We start from the raw sequence: 14,780 nt of genomic DNA on the forward strand, positions 1-14,780 counted from the left end.
AAATATTTTCACCCTTTTAGTCCCTTATCGCTGTCCAGCCTTTGTTTAGTCATTGCAACAACTCTTAAAAAAAACGTGCGATTCATCGCATTCAGGTGCTATGCTGGCCAAACACTGTTTAGTAAATTAAACACACATCATGAACGCAATTTCCGAACTCACCTGTGACGTACTGATTATCGGCAGCGGTGCCGCCGGCCTTTCACTGGCGCTGCGACTCGCCCCACACCAGAAAGTGATTGTCCTCAGCAAAGGTCCTGTTAGCGAAGGTTCTACCTTCTATGCCCAGGGCGGAATTGCTGCGGTGTTTGATGAAACTGACAGTATCGACTCCCATGTCGAAGATACCCTGATTGCAGGTGGCGGTATCGTGGACCGACACGCGGCTGAATTTGTCGCCAGTAATGCCCGCCACTGCGTGCAATGGCTGATCGATCAGGGCGTGCTGTTTGATACCCACGTGCAGGCCAATGGAGAAGAGAGTTACCACCTGACGCGTGAGGGCGGACACAGCCATCGCCGGATCCTGCATGCCGCAGATGCCACTGGTAAAGCAGTCGAAACGACGCTGGTCAGCCAGGCGTTAAGCCATCCCAACATCCGGGTGCTGGAACGCAGCAACGCGGTGGATTTGATCATCTCCGATAAGATTGGTCTGCCGGGCACGCGGCGCGTTGTGGGAGCCTGGGTCTGGAACCGTAATAAAGAGAAGGTGGAAACCTGTCGGGCAAAATCGGTTGTACTGGCAACCGGCGGTGCCTCTAAGGTGTATCAGTACACCACCAACCCGGATATTTCCTCAGGGGACGGTATTGCCATGGCCTGGCGAGCAGGCTGTCGCGTGGCCAATCTGGAATTTAACCAGTTCCATCCCACTGCGCTATTCCACCCGCAGGCACGCAACTTCCTGCTGACCGAAGCGCTACGCGGTGAAGGCGCGCATTTAAAACGCCCGGATGGCTCGCGCTTTATGCAGGACTTTGACGAGCGGGGCGAGCTGGCGCCGCGTGATGTTGTGGCCCGCGCAATCGACCATGAGATGAAACGCCTGGGCGTGGACTGCATGTATCTGGATATCAGCCACAAACCCGAAGCCTTTATTCGCCAGCACTTCCCGACCATCTATGAAAAACTGTTGGGGCTCGGCATCGATATCACCAAAGAGCCGATGCCTGTGGTGCCCGCGGCGCACTATACCTGCGGCGGCGTGATGGTCGACGATCATGGCCGGACCGACGTTGACGGCCTGTACGCCATCGGCGAGGTGAGCTACACCGGCCTGCATGGCGCGAACCGAATGGCATCAAACTCGCTTCTGGAGTGCCTTGTGTATGGCTGGTCAGCGGCGGAAGATATCACGAAGCGCATGCCTTACGCCCGCCAGGTGGAAAACCTGCCGGACTGGGACGAAAGCCGCGTGGAGAACCCGGATGAACTGGTCGTGATCCAGCATAACTGGCACGAGCTGCGCCTCTTTATGTGGGATTACGTCGGCATTGTGCGCACCACCAAACGTCTGGAGCGCGCCCTGCGCCGTATTACCATGCTGCAGCAGGAAATTGATGAGTATTACGCCCATTTCCGCGTATCCAATAATTTGCTGGAACTGCGTAATCTGGTTCAGGTGGCGGAGCTGATTGTGCGCTGCGCAATGATGCGCAAAGAGAGCCGCGGTTTGCACTACACGCTCGACTACCCGGAGCAGCTTGAGCATTCCGGCCCGTCGGTGCTCTCACCGCTGGCTCACATAAATAAATAGAAGGGGTGGGTCAGCGCCGTGTAGTCATCGGAATAACGCTGATCTGGCCCACGTATCACCAGCCTGTCGCTGAAGCACTCTCCCTCTTTCGGCGACAGCGCCAGCAGCACCCGGTGCGGCAGCCTGCCGTCGGTTTCCGCAATATCGGTGCGCAGGCGTAAAAACCAGCCCATCTCCAGCGCGCTGGCAATAAATGCACTGCCTGCGCTCTCCGGTAATACCACGCAGAAAAATCCCTCTTCGGAGATCAACCCGGCAGCGCAGGCTAACAGCGCGCCATGATCGAGCGTGTCGGTATACCGGGCCTGCTCTCGCTGGGGTGTAGCACAGGCTACGCCCGGTTCAAAATAGGGAGGATTGCTGACAATCAGGTCATAGCGGCCCGTTTGTTCTGGCGCCCAGGCAAGAACATCCGCACAATGAAGAGATACGCGCGAAGCCCAGGGGGATTCCGCTACGTTTTCCGCTGCCTGCTCAGCCGCCTGGGGATCCAGTTCAACCGCGTCAAGCGTGACAGCGTGTTCGGTACGCTGCGCCAGCATCAGGGCTAATAATCCGCTGCCGCTGCCAATGTCGAGGATACGTTTAACGCCTGCTACCGGCGCCCATGCCCCCAGTAAAATGCCATCAGTGCCGACTTTCATTGCACAGCGATCGTGGGCGACAAAGAACTGCTTAAAAGTAAAACCATCGCGGCGCAGCTGCGCTTTGAGTTGAGACATGTCGGAGCAACCTTCAAAGTGAAACGGGAGTAGCATAGGTGAAAGCGTAACGACGGAAAAGGGATATCCACACAAACAGATGAAGATTGCAGCCGTAACGTCTATAATCAGCGCCCCACACAGAGGTAGAACATGACTGTAACGACTTTTTCCGAACTTGAACTCGATGAAAGCCTTCTGGACGCGCTCCAGGAAAAAGGCTTCACACGCCCGACCGCTATTCAGGAAGCGGCAATTCCGCCTGCACTGGAGGGCCGTGACGTGCTCGGTTCTGCGCCAACCGGCACGGGTAAAACGGCAGCCTATTTGCTGCCTGCGTTGCAGCATCTGCTGGATTTTCCGCGTAAGAAATCAGGTCCGCCGCGTATTCTGATCCTCACCCCGACCCGTGAACTGGCGATGCAGGTTGCCGATCATGCCCGTGAGCTGGCGAAGAATACCCACCTGGATATCGCAACCATTACCGGCGGTGTGGCCTATATGAACCACGCCGAAGTATTCAGTGAGAACCAGGATATCGTCGTTGCGACGACCGGGCGTCTGCTGCAATACATCAAAGAAGAGAACTTCGACTGCCGTGCGGTTGAAACCTTAATTCTTGACGAAGCTGACCGTATGCTGGATATGGGCTTTGCGCAGGATATCGAACACATTGCCGGTGAGACCCGCTGGCGTAAGCAGACTATGCTCTTCTCCGCGACGCTGGAAGGCGATGCAATTAAAGATTTTGCTGAGCGTCTTCTGGAGGACCCAGTTGAGGTTTCCGCCACCCCGTCCACCCGCGAGCGCAAGAAGATCCATCAGTGGTACTACCGCGCCGATGATATTCAGCATAAAACCGCGCTGCTGATCCACCTGCTGAAACAGCCTGAAGCCACCCGCTCTATCGTCTTTGTACGGAAACGTGAGCGTGTGCACGAGCTGGCGACCTGGCTGCGTGAAGCGGGTATCAATAACTGCTATCTCGAAGGCGAGATGGTGCAGATTAAACGTAACGAAGCGATCAAACGTCTGACCGATGGCCGCGTGAACGTGCTGGTGGCGACCGACGTTGCTGCGCGCGGTATTGATATTCCTGATGTCAGCCACGTGTTCAACTTCGATCTGCCGCGCACTGCGGATACCTATCTGCACCGCATTGGCCGTACCGGTCGTGCCGGGCGTAAAGGGACAGCCATTTCGCTGGTCGAAGCGCATGACCATCTGCTGCTGCAAAAAATTGGTCGTTACGTTGAAGAGCCGCTGAAGGCCCGCGTGATCGACGAACTGCGTCCGAGCACCCGTGCGCCGAGCGAAAAAATGACGGGCAAACCGTCCAAGAAAGTGCTCGCTAAACGTGCCGAGAAAAAGGCGAAAGAGAAAGAGAAACCGCGCGTGAAGCAACGCCACCGTGATACCAAAAACGTGGGCAAGCGTCGTAAGCCTAGCGGCAGCGCGCCGGTGACACAGAAAGAAGAGTAATAAAAAAGCCGGGTTCTAACCCGGCTTTTTTTATCTGTACGCTGGTAACGATTACAGGCTGGCAGTAAAGGTACGGGCAATAACGTCGCGCTGCTGTTCGGCAGTCAGTGAGTTAAAGCGTACCGCGTAGCCAGAAACACGGATGGTCAGCTGCGGATATTTTTCCGGATGCTTAACAGCATCTTCCAGCGTTTCACGACGCAGCACGTTAACGTTCAGATGCTGACCGCCTTCAACGCGGACTTCAGGTTTGATTTCCATCGGGATTTCGCGGTATTCGAACTCGCCCAGCGCGTTAACCTGAACAACTTCATCTTCAGCAAAGCCTGCTTTTGCGCATACGCAACGCGCTTCGCCTTTCTCGCTGTCCAGCAGCCAGAAAGAGTTCAGCAGGTCGTCGTTTGCAGCTTTAGTAATCTGGATACCAGTAATCATGTGATGTCTCCCTTACACTACAATATTGGGTGTCGCCCGTTCGTCCGGGCAATTGGTAAAACCATTGTTGCTTGAGTGTATATATATCAGTCAAACCCTCGTCATTCCTTGACTTAAATCAACAAAAACCACACCAGTAAAAGGGTGATAAACGGAGATTATTGTTTTATATCAATTTTACCCTCGCAATTGAATTCAAAATTCCGTGTAAATTTTCAATATTTTTCAGTGCAATGACATTTTTGGCGCGCCAGTTTTGTTCCCTCGTCATATGCAGTTAAGCTAAAGACAGTGAAAATTCGCAGGAGAGCGAGATGACAGCACCTTTAACCTGGCACGACGTACTGGCCGATGAAAAAAAACAGCCTTACTTCGTTAATACTCTGAATACCGTCGCCGCGGAACGTCAGGACGGCATCACCATCTATCCGCCCCAGAAAGATGTGTTCAACGCCTTTCGTTTTACCGAGCTGGCAGATGTCAAAGTGGTTATCCTGGGACAGGATCCCTACCACGGACCGGGTCAGGCACACGGCCTGGCGTTTTCTGTGCGTCCGGGCGTTGCTATCCCCCCTTCCCTGCTGAATATGTATAAGGAGCTGGAAGCCTCCGTACCGGGGTTTACCCGACCTTCACATGGTTACCTGGAAAGCTGGGCGCGTCAGGGCGTTCTGTTGCTCAACACCGTGCTGACGGTTCGCGCCGGGCAGGCCCATTCTCATGCCAGCCTCGGGTGGGAGACATTTACCGACAAGGTCATCAGCCTGATTAACCAGCACCGGGAAGGCGTGGTCTTTTTGCTCTGGGGATCGCATGCGCAGAAGAAAGGGTCGATCATTGATACTCAGCGCCATCATGTGCTGAAAGCGCCGCACCCGTCACCGCTGTCAGCCCATCGCGGCTTTTTTGGCTGCAATCATTTTGTGCTGGCGAATGAGTGGCTGGAGAAACAGGGCGAAACGCCGATTGACTGGATGCCGGAGTTACCGGCTGAAAGCGAGTAAGTTGTTATAGGCCGGGTAAGGCGAAGCCGCCACCCGGCACATTGCCCGGCGGCGCTACGCTTGCCGGGCCTACGAACGACGAACAAAGCGGGATTATGCTTTGTTCTGACGCCACCATTCCGCCAGCAGAACGCCGGTCGCAACGGATACGTTGAGGCTTTCTACATTGCCGGTGCCATCGATAGAGACGCTCAGATCGGCGCTGGAGAGTGCCGCATCGGAGAGACCATCGCGCTCCTGACCCAACACCAGCACCATCTTACGGGGCAGTGTCGCTTTAAACAGCGGCGTGGTGCCTTTGTGGCTGGAGGTGGTCACGATGGCATAGCCCGCCTGACGGAACTGCTCAATCGCTTCCAGCACGCTGTCGCCAGTGATCGGCTGAACGTGCTCCGCGCCGCCTTCCGCCGTACGGATTGCTGCGCCGGATTCCAGCAGAGCCGCATCCTGCAACAGAACGCCTTTCACGCCGAAGTGGGCGCAGCTGCGCATCATGGCGCCGAGGTTGTGCGGGTTACCCACGTCTTCCAGGGCCAGCACGCAATCATCTTCGCCAGCCTGGCTGACCCACTGCTTAACGGTGGTACCGTTACGTTTCTTAATCAGGAAGCAGACGCCACCATGGTGTTCGGTGCCAGACGCTTTGGTGATCTCAGCATCGTCCACCACATGGTAGGCTTTGCGGTTGGCCGCCATCCAGCGCAGCGCTTCTTTGAAACGCGGCGTGACGCTCTGGATGAACCAGGCGCGCACGATGCAATCAGGACGGCTCTGGAACAGGGCCTGACAGGCGTTTTCGCCATAGACGCGCGTCTCTTCGGCACGCTGACGGCGGATCACTTCCGGATCGATAACCGTTTTACCGGCCATGCTGCCGTGATCGACGGGCGCAGTGGACTCGTCGCCCGGCGCGCGGGAGACGGTACGCCACGGTGAGGCGTCGCGGCTGAAATCGTCGCGTTTGAAATCATCACGCTTACGGTCGTCACGTTTGCGGTCATCACCGCGGCTGCTTCTCTCATCGCGGGCGGGGCGACGGCCACCGTCTGCACGAGATGGCCCTGGACGTCCGCCACCTTTTCCGGTACGCGGATTTTGGGTGCGTTTATCAGAGTCATCGTCACTGCGGACATACATCACTTTGACCTTGCCGCTTTTGTTTTTCAGTTCGTCGTTCATGCTTTTCTCCACCAGCGCTGCGCGAAGCGCGCAGATTACCCGATGTCCCGGCGCATAGCCATTACTTCGTATAAAAGCCTGTGACTATTGTTCTCATTGAACAAAACGCATTGTCGTTTCAAACAGGGTCGTTGATAATATGTAACATATTGGAAACATAACCGGCATGTTGCCGATTTGTCCCCCTGCTCTACCTGAGGTTAGTTATGAATACCGTATGTGCCAACTGCCAGGCTCTTAACCGCATTCCGGAAGATCGCATTGATGACGGAGCAAAATGCGGACGCTGCGGTCATGAATTGTTCGATGGTGACGTGATTAATGCTACCGGCGAAACTCTGGATAAACTGCTGAAGGATGATCTGCCGGTTGTTGTAGACTTCTGGGCACCCTGGTGCGGCCCTTGCCGTAACTTTGCGCCGATCTTTGAAGATGTCGCCGAAGAGCGTAGCGGTAAAATGCGTTTTGTGAAAGTGAACACCGAAGCTGAGCGCGAACTGAGCTCCCGCTTCCGCATTCGTAGTATCCCGACCATTATGATTTTCAAAAATGGTGAAGTCGTCGATATGCTCAATGGTGCCGTTCCGAAAGCACCTTTTGATAGCTGGCTGAACGAATCCCTCTGACATTCCGGGGCACGTAACTTGTGCCCCGCCCTCGCCTCTGCGAGAATGGCGTTTTTTCTGCGCTCCTTCCCATGACTGATAACGCCGTACTGCAACTGCGCGCCCAACGCCTGGCGCGTGCGACTCGCCCTTTTCTTGCCCGTGGTAACCGCATTCGTCGCTGTCAGCGCTGTCTGCTGCCGCTCAGGCAGTGTCTCTGCGCGACGCTGGCGCCCAGCCATGCTCAAAGCCGTTTCTGCCTGGTGATGTTCGATACCGAACCGATGAAGCCCAGCAACACCGGACGGCTGATCGCCGATATTCTACCGGATACCGCAGCCTTCCAGTGGTCACGCACTGAGCCACCTCAGGCGCTGCTCGATCTGGTCGCCAGCCCCGACTATCAACCGATGGTAGTGTTTCCGGCCTCCTACGCCGGTGAGACGCGCCAGGTAATTACCGCGCCCTCCGCCGGTAAACCGCCGCTGTTTATCATGCTGGATGGCACCTGGACTGAAGCGCGTAAAATGTTTCGCAAAAGCCCCTATCTGGATGCGCTGCCGGTGATCTCCGTCGATTTGTCGCGCGTCTCGGCTTACCGGCTGCGTGAAGCCCACGCAGAAGGCCAGTATTGTACTGCCGAAGTGGCCATTGCCCTGCTGGATCTGGCGGGGGACGTTCAGGCGGCAGGCGCCCTGGGCGATCACTTCTCACGCTTTCGCGAACGTTATCTGGCCGGAAAAACCATTCATAAGGGAAGCATCACAGCGGCGGAGCCGGAAAGCGTTTAAAATCATCAGGTCACTCGCCTTTTCAGGAGATCTGTATGAGCCAGCGCGGGTTAGAAGCCTTACTCCGCCCTAAATCCATTGCCGTGATTGGCGCGTCGATGAAGCCTGAACGCGCCGGTTATCTGATGATGCGTAACCTGCTCGCTGGCGGCTTTAATGGCCCGATACTGCCGGTTACCCCCGCGTATAAGGCGGTGTTGGGTGTCCTTGCCTGGCCGGATGTGGAGAGCCTGCCCTTCATTCCCGATCTCGCGGTGCTCTGCACCCACGCCCGACGTAACATCGCCCTGCTCGACGCACTGGGGAAGAAGGGCTGCAAAACCTGCATTATTCTCTCTTCGCCCCCTGAACAACAGGCGGAGCTGCTGGCCTGCGCGACGCGCTACCAGATGCGACTGCTGGGGCCAAACAGTCTGGGTCTGCTGGCACCGTGGCAGGGGCTGAATGCCAGCTTTTCTCCCGTCCCGATACGTAAAGGCAAGCTGGCCTTTATTTCCCAGTCGGCGGCGGTCTCTAATACCATCCTCGACTGGGCCCAGCAGCGCGAAATGGGCTTTTCCTATTTCATTGCGCTGGGCGACGGTCTGGACATTGACGTTGACGAGCTGCTGGATTTTCTGGCGCGCGATAGCAAAACCAGCGCCATCCTGCTCTATCTTGAGCATCTCAGCGACGCGCGACGCTTCGTCTCGGCAGCCCGTAGCGCTTCACGCAACAAACCGATTCTGGTGATCAAAAGCGGGCGTAGCCCGGCCGCCCAGCGTCTTTTGCATTCTCATTCAGGCATGGATCCGGCATGGGATGCCGCTATCCAGCGTGCCGGCTTGCTGCGTGTTCAGGACACCCACGAACTCTTTTCCGCTGTCGAAACGCTCAGCCATATGCGCCCGCTGCGCGGGGAACGGCTGATGATCATCAGTAACGGGGCCGCACCGGCCGCGCTGGCGCTGGATGAACTGTGGCTGCGTAACGGTAAGCTGGCCACCCTCAGCGAAGAGACAATGCAGCGCCTGCGTGAGGCATTGCCGTCCGGCGTGGAGCCGGGTAATCCACTCGACTTACGCGACGATGCCAGCAGCGAGCACTATCTCATGGCACTCAATATCCTGCTGGACAGCCAGGATTTTGATGCCCTGATGGTTATTCACTCCCCTAGTGCCGTAGCCCCGGGCAGCGAAAGCGCTCGTGCGCTGATTGATATTGTGAAGAAGCATCCGCGTGGAAAGTATGTGTCGCTTCTGACCAACTGGTGCGGTGAATTTTCATCTCAGGAGGCGCGACGTCTGTTCAGCGAGGCTGGCCTCCCCACTTACCGTACCCCGGAAGGCACTATCACCGCTTTTATGCATATGGTGGAGTACCGGCGCAATCAGAAACAGCTGCGGGAGACGCCTGCCCTGCCGGGAAACCTGACCGCCAATACGGGTCATGCTCACGACCTGTTGCAGCGTGCCATTGATGACGGCGCGCGTTCGCTGGATACCCATGAGGTACAGCCGATCCTCACCGCCTATGGCCTGCATACACTGCCCACCTGGATCGCCAGCGACAGCGCGGAAGCGGTGCATATTGCCGAGCAGATCGGTTTTCCGGTAGCACTGAAACTGCGTTCGCCAGATATCCCGCATAAATCTGAAGTTCAGGGGGTGATGTTGTATCTGCGTACCGCGGCGGAAGTCCAGCAGGCGGCGGATGCCATTATCGATCGCGTTAAAATGGCCTGGCCCCAGGCGCGGATCCACGGCCTGCTGGTGCAGAGCATGGCTAATCGTGCCGGCGCGCAGGAGCTACGGGTGGTAGTGGAACACGATCCGGTCTTCGGTCCGCTGATTATGCTGGGCGAAGGGGGCGTGGAGTGGCGCCCTGAAGAGCAGGCGGTGGTTGCCCTGCCGCCCCTGAACATGAACCTGGCGCGTTATCTGGTGATTCAGGGGATTAAGAGCAAAAAGATCCGTGGACGCAGTGCCTTAAGACCGCTGGATATCGCCGCCCTGAGCCAGTTCCTGGTGCAGGTATCGAACCTGATTGTCGATAGCCCGGAAATCCAGCGTCTGGATATTCATCCTTTACTGGTATCCGGCAGCGAACTGACGGCGCTGGATGTGACGATGGATGTGGCGGCCTATACCGGCGATCGCGAAAGCCGGCTTGCTATTCGCCCTTACCCCCATCAGCTTGAAGAGTGGGTGGAGATGAAAAATGGCGAACTGTCGCTGTTCCGCCCTATCCTTCCTGAAGATGAACCCCAGCTTCAGCGCTTTATTGCCCAGGTCACAAAAGAAGATTTGTATTACCGCTACTTTAGCGAAATCAACGAATTTACCCACGAAGATTTAGCCAATATGACGCAGATCGACTACGATCGGGAAATGGCTTTCGTTGCTGTCCGACGCACTGAAGAGGGCGATGAAATCCTTGGCGTCACACGTGCCATCTCCGATCCTGATAACGTTGATGCGGAGTTTGCGGTGCTTGTTCGCTCCGATCTGAAAGGTCTTGGGCTGGGAAGACGATTACTCGAAAAACTGATCAGTTATACGCGCGATCACGGACTGATCCGCCTCAATGGCATTACCATGCCTAACAACCGTGGCATGGTCGCCCTGGCGCGAAAGCTGGGCTTTACCGTTGATATCCAGCTTGAAGATGGGATCGTCGGGTTGACTCTGCAGCTTATGCCATCAGGTAAACAAGAGTAAGGTACTGGAAATGTTGACCACTTTAAACGGCACTGGTGGTATGATTGCCCGCTTCTGTTGTCTACATAGTACATATAATCCTTCAATGAACAGAGAAGAAACGCACTGTGATGTTGTCAAAATTTAAGCGTAATAAACATCAACAACACCTTGCTCAACTACCGAAGATTTCTCAGTCAGTTGATGATGTAGAGTTTTTTTATGCTCCCGCCGACTTTCGGGAGACGCTACTGGAAAAAATTGCCAGCGCAACGCATCGTATCTGCATTATCGCGCTTTATCTTGAACAGGATGATGGCGGCAGCGCCATTTTACGCGCCGTGTACGAAGCCAAACGCCAGCGCCCTGAGCTGGATGTCCGTATCCTGGTCGACTGGCATCGCGCCCAGCGCGGTCGTATTGGCGCCGCTGCGTCCAACACCAATGCCGACTGGTATTGCCGCATGGCGCAGGAAAACCCTGGCGTAGATGTCCCCGTTTATGGTGTTCCTGTTAACACCCGCGAAGCTCTGGGCGTTCTCCATTTCAAAGGCTTTATCATTGATGACAGCGTGCTCTATAGCGGCGCGAGTCTGAACGATGTCTATCTGCATCAACTGGATAAATACCGTTACGATCGTTATCACCTGGTGCGTAATGCCCGCATGGCTGACGTCATGTTTGAGTGGGTGGACCAACATCTGGTGCATGGCCGCGGCGTGAATCGGCTTGACGATCCGCAGCGACCAAAAAGCCCGGAGATCAAAAATGAGATCCGCCTTTTCCGTCAGGAACTGCGCGATGCCATGTTCCATTTCCAGGGCGATGCCGATAATGAACAGCTTGCAGTGACCCCACTGGTTGGGCTGGGTAAATCCAGCCTGCTCAACAAGACCATCTTCCATCTGATGCCGTGTACAGAACATAAGCTGACCATCTGTACACCGTACTTCAACCTGCCGGCGGTGCTGGTGCGTAACATCATTCAGCTGTTACGCGACGGTAAAAAGGTGGAAATTATCGTTGGCGATAAAACCGCGAACGATTTCTTCATTCCTGAAGATCAGCCATTTAAGATCATCGGCGCCCTGCCTTATCTCTATGAGATCAACCTGCGCCGCTTCCTGAGCCGCCTGCAGTACTATGTGAATACCGATCAGCTGGTTGTGCGTCTGTGGAAAGATGAAGATAACAGCTATCACCTGAAAGGCATGTGGGTTGATGATGAATGGATGCTGCTGACGGGCAATAACCTCAATCCCCGCGCGTGGCGACTGGATCTAGAAAATGCGATTTTGATCCACGATCCCCGCCAGGAGCTGGCTGCTCCGCGCGACCGTGAACTGGATCTGATCCGCACGCACACCACTGTGGTTAACCATTATCGCGATCTGCAAAGTATCGCTGACTATCCGGTGAAAGTGCGTAAGCTAATTCGCCGTTTACGTCGCATCCGAATCGACCGGTTGATTAGCCGCATCCTGTAATCTTCAGCCCTGTCATTGACGGGGCTTTTTTATGGAGGTCGTTGTGCGTTATTTGCTGTTAATGGGCTGCCTGGTTTTGGGCGGATGCAGCCATATGGCTCAGGATAGCTGGTCGGGTCAGGATAAGGCGCAACACTTTTTAGCCTCGGCGATGCTCTCGGCTGCGGGTAATGAATATGCACAGCGCCAGGGCTACAGCCGCGACCGCAGCGCTGCATACGGCCTGATGTTTTCGGTCAGTCTGGGGGCATCGAAAGAGCTCTGGGACAGCCGCCCGGCAGGGAGCGGCTGGAGCTGGAAAGATTTTGCCTGGGACATAGCCGGTGCGACTACCGGCTATGCCGTCTGGCAGATGGCGGATCATTAAAGACGCACGCCTTTCCCTTTGCGGTGCAGCATTAAAGAAACCATAAATGCCAGCGCCCCCATCAGCGTGACGTACCAGAAAAAGATTGCCTCACTCCCCACCGATTTTAATGACAGGGCTACATATTCCGCTGAGCCGCCAAACAGCGCGTTAGCCACCGCATAAGAGAACCCAACGCCCAGTGCACGCACCTGAGCTGGAAACATCTCTGCCTTAAGAATGCCGCTGATCGAGGTGTAAAAACTGGCAATGACCAATGCGACCATCACCAGTGCAAAAGCGGCATAAGGAGACGTGACATGCTGGAGTGCAGTGAGAATGGGCACAGTACATATTGCCGATAACCCGCCGAAAATCAGCATCGAGCTACGACGACCGATTCTATCCGACAGCGCGCCGATAATGGGTTGGATGAGCATAAAGACAAAGAGCGCCACCGTCATAACCATGCTCGCCACGTTAGCGTGCATACCCGTTGTGTTAACCAGATACTTCTGCATATAGGTGGTGAAGGTATAGAAGGTGAGCGAACCGCCAGCCGTAAAGCCGAGCACCATCAAAAACGCCTTCCGGTTACGCCACAAGCCTTTAAATGAACCTGCCTCTTTTAACGTCCTTACCTCTTTACGCGACGTTTCGTCCAGCTGACGGCGCAGCCACAGCGCCACAATGGCAAGGAGGGCGCCAAGCGCAAAAGGAATACGCCATCCCCAGGCCCGAAGATCTTCATCACTCAGAACCTGTTGCAGGATCACGACGGCCAGAATAGCCAGGAGCTGTCCCCCTATCAGGGTGACGTACTGAAATGAGGCATAAAAGCCTTTACGCCCTTCCACGGCAACTTCACTCATATATGTCGCGCTTGTGCCATATTCCCCCCCAACGGAAAGTCCCTGGAACAAACGCGCCAACAGCAGTAAGGCTGGAGCCCAAGTGCCGATAGTGTCATAGCCCGGAAGGCAGGCGATAACCAGGGAGCCGAAACACATCATGCAGACGGAGATCAGCATGGACGTTTTTCGCCCCTTTCGATCGGCAATACGCCCAAAGAGCCAGCCGCCGATTGGACGCATCAAAAAGCCTGCGGCGAAAACCCCTGCAGTTTGCAGAAGCTGGGTAGTGGTGTTGCCGGATGGGAAGAAGATATGGGCAAAATAGAGCGAGCAAAACGAGTAAACGTAAAAGTCGAACCATTCAACCAGATTGCCTGAAGATGCGCCGACGATTGCCCAAATCCTGCGGCGAGTATCGTCCTCTGCCAGTTTTTTACTATCCGTATCTGTACTTGCTACGGTTTCTGTCATTTTAAATCCCCTGTCTTACAATGCGGGCCAAAGCACCCACTCCAGTAAAACCAGATTTAAAATTTAACGTTAGGTAAAATAATTGTTTCTATTATGTTTCATTTAATTTTGTTATCTCCGTCACAAAATGCGTCCTGGCACGGATAACATCATCAGCCCCACTTTTTTTGATGCGCTTGTTTTCTCTGTAAATAATCCTCATCGGCGCGAATTTTGTCCCACCATCCTTTGAATACTTTTGCGGCTTCGGCTTTAACGGGATCGTGATCCAGTGGACGAACATTGCGTTCATCATCGTACTTTTTTCCGCCTTTGTGGTTGGCGTAGCGTCTGGCGCGGGTATATCCCATCTGGATGAATTTTCTGGCCATATCCATGCCCACAAAATCGTCTTGCTGACGGTATTGCTCAAAGAGTGCGTATATTTCCTGCGCAGATTTTGTCGCAACCTCAGCATTTTTGTATCGCCAGTAGGGCAGAATTTCGCTTTTGTAAGGTTCAACCAGCAGAACGCCTTGTTCTCCCCGCCCTACCTGGTAAAGCTCAGGATGGTCGCGAAAGTTTATGTTGGCGAAATCTTGTTGATAGTTAAAGGGGGGGTTCGGCAAAATAACCTCGCTGACGATGCATATCTTGTTATTTTAGCCAGAGATTGTTGATTGTGCCCGCCAGGGTGGAAAAGCAAAAAACCCCGCACCATAAGGTACGGGGTTTCTTAATTTGATGCCTGGCAGTTCCCTACTCTCGCATGGGGAGACCCCACACTACCATCGGCGCTACGGAGTTTCACTTCTGAGTTCGGCATGGGGTCAGGTGGGACCACCGCGCTACAGCCGCCAGGCAAATTCTTGGTGCTCTGTACGCAATACTTTATCGCATCAGCCGCGTTGGCCGCGCTCGTAAAGTCAGTCACATACTTCAGTATGCTCCTTCCTTTCCTTCGCTTGCCGCCCTGCTGCTGCGCAAACTATTGTGTACTTAACTCTGA

At 55.0% G+C, this 14,780-nt stretch carries 13 protein-coding genes and 1 rRNA gene; 8 read left to right on the forward strand and 6 right to left on the reverse strand.

What is annotated here, in order from left to right:
• The first annotated feature begins 139 nt into the window (after positions 1-139).
• A complete protein-coding gene (gene nadB / locus C2U54_RS22355) occupies positions 140-1,759 on the forward strand; it encodes an L-aspartate oxidase (RefSeq protein WP_103180760.1) in 1,620 nt (539 codons plus the stop codon).
• On the opposite strand, the gene trmN is transcribed toward nadB, so the two are convergent.
• Positions 1,744-2,481 carry a tRNA(1)(Val) (adenine(37)-N(6))-methyltransferase TrmN gene (gene trmN, locus C2U54_RS22360; protein WP_103180761.1) on the reverse strand — a complete coding sequence of 246 codons (738 nt, stop codon included), beginning with the start codon at positions 2,479-2,481 and terminating at the stop codon, positions 1,744-1,746. The two genes, nadB and trmN, sit on opposite strands and share 16 nt — an antisense overlap.
• A gap of 132 nt (positions 2,482-2,613) precedes the next feature.
• Between trmN and srmB the strand changes: the two genes are divergently transcribed.
• A complete protein-coding gene (srmB, locus tag C2U54_RS22365; protein ID WP_103180762.1) occupies positions 2,614-3,942 on the forward strand; it encodes an ATP-dependent RNA helicase SrmB in 1,329 nt (442 codons plus the stop codon).
• Positions 3,943-3,993: 51 nt separating this feature from the next.
• Here srmB and grcA read toward each other — a convergent pair whose 3' ends face one another.
• Complete coding sequence (gene grcA, locus C2U54_RS22370) at positions 3,994-4,377, reverse strand: autonomous glycyl radical cofactor GrcA (protein ID WP_103180763.1); 384 nt, start codon at positions 4,375-4,377, stop codon at positions 3,994-3,996.
• Between the two features lie 314 nt (positions 4,378-4,691).
• Between grcA and ung the strand changes: the two genes are divergently transcribed.
• The gene (gene ung / locus C2U54_RS22375) at positions 4,692-5,381 is read left to right on the forward strand and encodes a uracil-DNA glycosylase (RefSeq protein WP_103180764.1); all 690 of its coding nucleotides are present in this window, start codon (positions 4,692-4,694) and stop codon (positions 5,379-5,381) included.
• Positions 5,382-5,474: 93 nt separating this feature from the next.
• Here ung and C2U54_RS22380 read toward each other — a convergent pair whose 3' ends face one another.
• On the reverse strand, positions 5,475-6,560 hold the full coding sequence (locus tag C2U54_RS22380; RefSeq protein ID WP_103180765.1) for a tRNA/rRNA methyltransferase: 1,086 nt from the start codon (positions 6,558-6,560) through the stop codon (positions 5,475-5,477).
• A gap of 206 nt (positions 6,561-6,766) precedes the next feature.
• Here C2U54_RS22380 and trxC point away from each other — a divergent pair, with 206 nt between their 5' ends.
• The 5 genes from trxC (at position 6,767) to C2U54_RS22410 (ending at position 12,488) form a co-directional block, all read left to right on the forward strand.
• Positions 6,767-7,186, forward strand: coding sequence for a thioredoxin TrxC (trxC, locus tag C2U54_RS22390; RefSeq protein ID WP_103180766.1), 420 nt, complete (start codon positions 6,767-6,769; stop codon positions 7,184-7,186).
• A gap of 71 nt (positions 7,187-7,257) precedes the next feature.
• A complete protein-coding gene (tapT, locus tag C2U54_RS22395) occupies positions 7,258-7,956 on the forward strand; it encodes a tRNA-uridine aminocarboxypropyltransferase (RefSeq protein WP_103180767.1) in 699 nt (232 codons plus the stop codon).
• 35 nt (positions 7,957-7,991) lie between these two features.
• A complete protein-coding gene (locus C2U54_RS22400) occupies positions 7,992-10,655 on the forward strand; it encodes a bifunctional acetate--CoA ligase family protein/GNAT family N-acetyltransferase (RefSeq protein WP_103180768.1) in 2,664 nt (887 codons plus the stop codon).
• A gap of 110 nt (positions 10,656-10,765) precedes the next feature.
• Entirely contained in the window at positions 10,766-12,121 is a 1,356-nt protein-coding gene (gene pssA / locus C2U54_RS22405) for a CDP-diacylglycerol--serine O-phosphatidyltransferase (RefSeq protein WP_103180769.1), read from the forward strand.
• Between the two features lie 61 nt (positions 12,122-12,182).
• Positions 12,183-12,488 carry a YfiM family lipoprotein gene (locus tag C2U54_RS22410; protein WP_371413862.1) on the forward strand — a complete coding sequence of 102 codons (306 nt, stop codon included), beginning with the start codon at positions 12,183-12,185 and terminating at the stop codon, positions 12,486-12,488.
• Here the strand turns inward: C2U54_RS22410 and C2U54_RS22415 are convergent.
• The 3 genes from C2U54_RS22415 to rrf form a co-directional block, all read right to left on the reverse strand.
• A complete protein-coding gene (locus C2U54_RS22415) occupies positions 12,485-13,792 on the reverse strand; it encodes an MFS transporter (RefSeq protein WP_103180770.1) in 1,308 nt (435 codons plus the stop codon). The two genes, C2U54_RS22410 and C2U54_RS22415, sit on opposite strands and share 4 nt — an antisense overlap.
• Before the next feature lie 152 nt (positions 13,793-13,944).
• Positions 13,945-14,400, reverse strand: a complete 456-nt coding sequence (locus tag C2U54_RS22420) for a DUF4385 domain-containing protein (RefSeq protein ID WP_103180771.1) — start codon at positions 14,398-14,400, stop codon at positions 13,945-13,947.
• A gap of 117 nt (positions 14,401-14,517) precedes the next feature.
• Positions 14,518-14,633, reverse strand: a 5S ribosomal RNA gene (gene rrf / locus C2U54_RS22425).
• Positions 14,634-14,780 lie beyond the last annotated feature (147 nt).

This window comes from Leclercia sp. LSNIH1 (genome assembly GCF_002902985.1).
Lineage (GTDB): Bacteria > Pseudomonadota > Gammaproteobacteria > Enterobacterales > Enterobacteriaceae > Enterobacter.

Excerpts from the sequence above, each read along its gene's own strand:
- trxC (WP_103180766.1), top strand. The coding sequence starts at position 6,767 with ATGAATACCGTATGTGCCAACTGCCAGGCTCTTAACCGCATTCCGGAA.
- ung (WP_103180764.1), top strand. The coding sequence starts at position 4,692 with ATGACAGCACCTTTAACCTGGCACGACGTACTGGCCGATGAAAAAAAA.
- trmN (WP_103180761.1), bottom strand. The coding sequence starts at position 2,481 with ATGTCTCAACTCAAAGCGCAGCTGCGCCGCGATGGTTTTACTTTTAAG.
- nadB (WP_103180760.1), top strand. The coding sequence starts at position 140 with ATGAACGCAATTTCCGAACTCACCTGTGACGTACTGATTATCGGCAGC.
- C2U54_RS22400 (WP_103180768.1), top strand. The coding sequence starts at position 7,992 with ATGAGCCAGCGCGGGTTAGAAGCCTTACTCCGCCCTAAATCCATTGCC.
- C2U54_RS22410 (WP_371413862.1), top strand. The coding sequence starts at position 12,183 with ATGGGCTGCCTGGTTTTGGGCGGATGCAGCCATATGGCTCAGGATAGC.
- grcA (WP_103180763.1), bottom strand. The coding sequence starts at position 4,377 with ATGATTACTGGTATCCAGATTACTAAAGCTGCAAACGACGACCTGCTG.
- srmB (WP_103180762.1), top strand. The coding sequence starts at position 2,614 with ATGACTGTAACGACTTTTTCCGAACTTGAACTCGATGAAAGCCTTCTG.
- tapT (WP_103180767.1), top strand. The coding sequence starts at position 7,258 with ATGACTGATAACGCCGTACTGCAACTGCGCGCCCAACGCCTGGCGCGT.
- C2U54_RS22415 (WP_103180770.1), bottom strand. The coding sequence starts at position 13,792 with ATGACAGAAACCGTAGCAAGTACAGATACGGATAGTAAAAAACTGGCA.
- C2U54_RS22380 (WP_103180765.1), bottom strand. The coding sequence starts at position 6,560 with ATGAACGACGAACTGAAAAACAAAAGCGGCAAGGTCAAAGTGATGTAT.
- pssA (WP_103180769.1), top strand. The coding sequence starts at position 10,766 with ATGTTGTCAAAATTTAAGCGTAATAAACATCAACAACACCTTGCTCAA.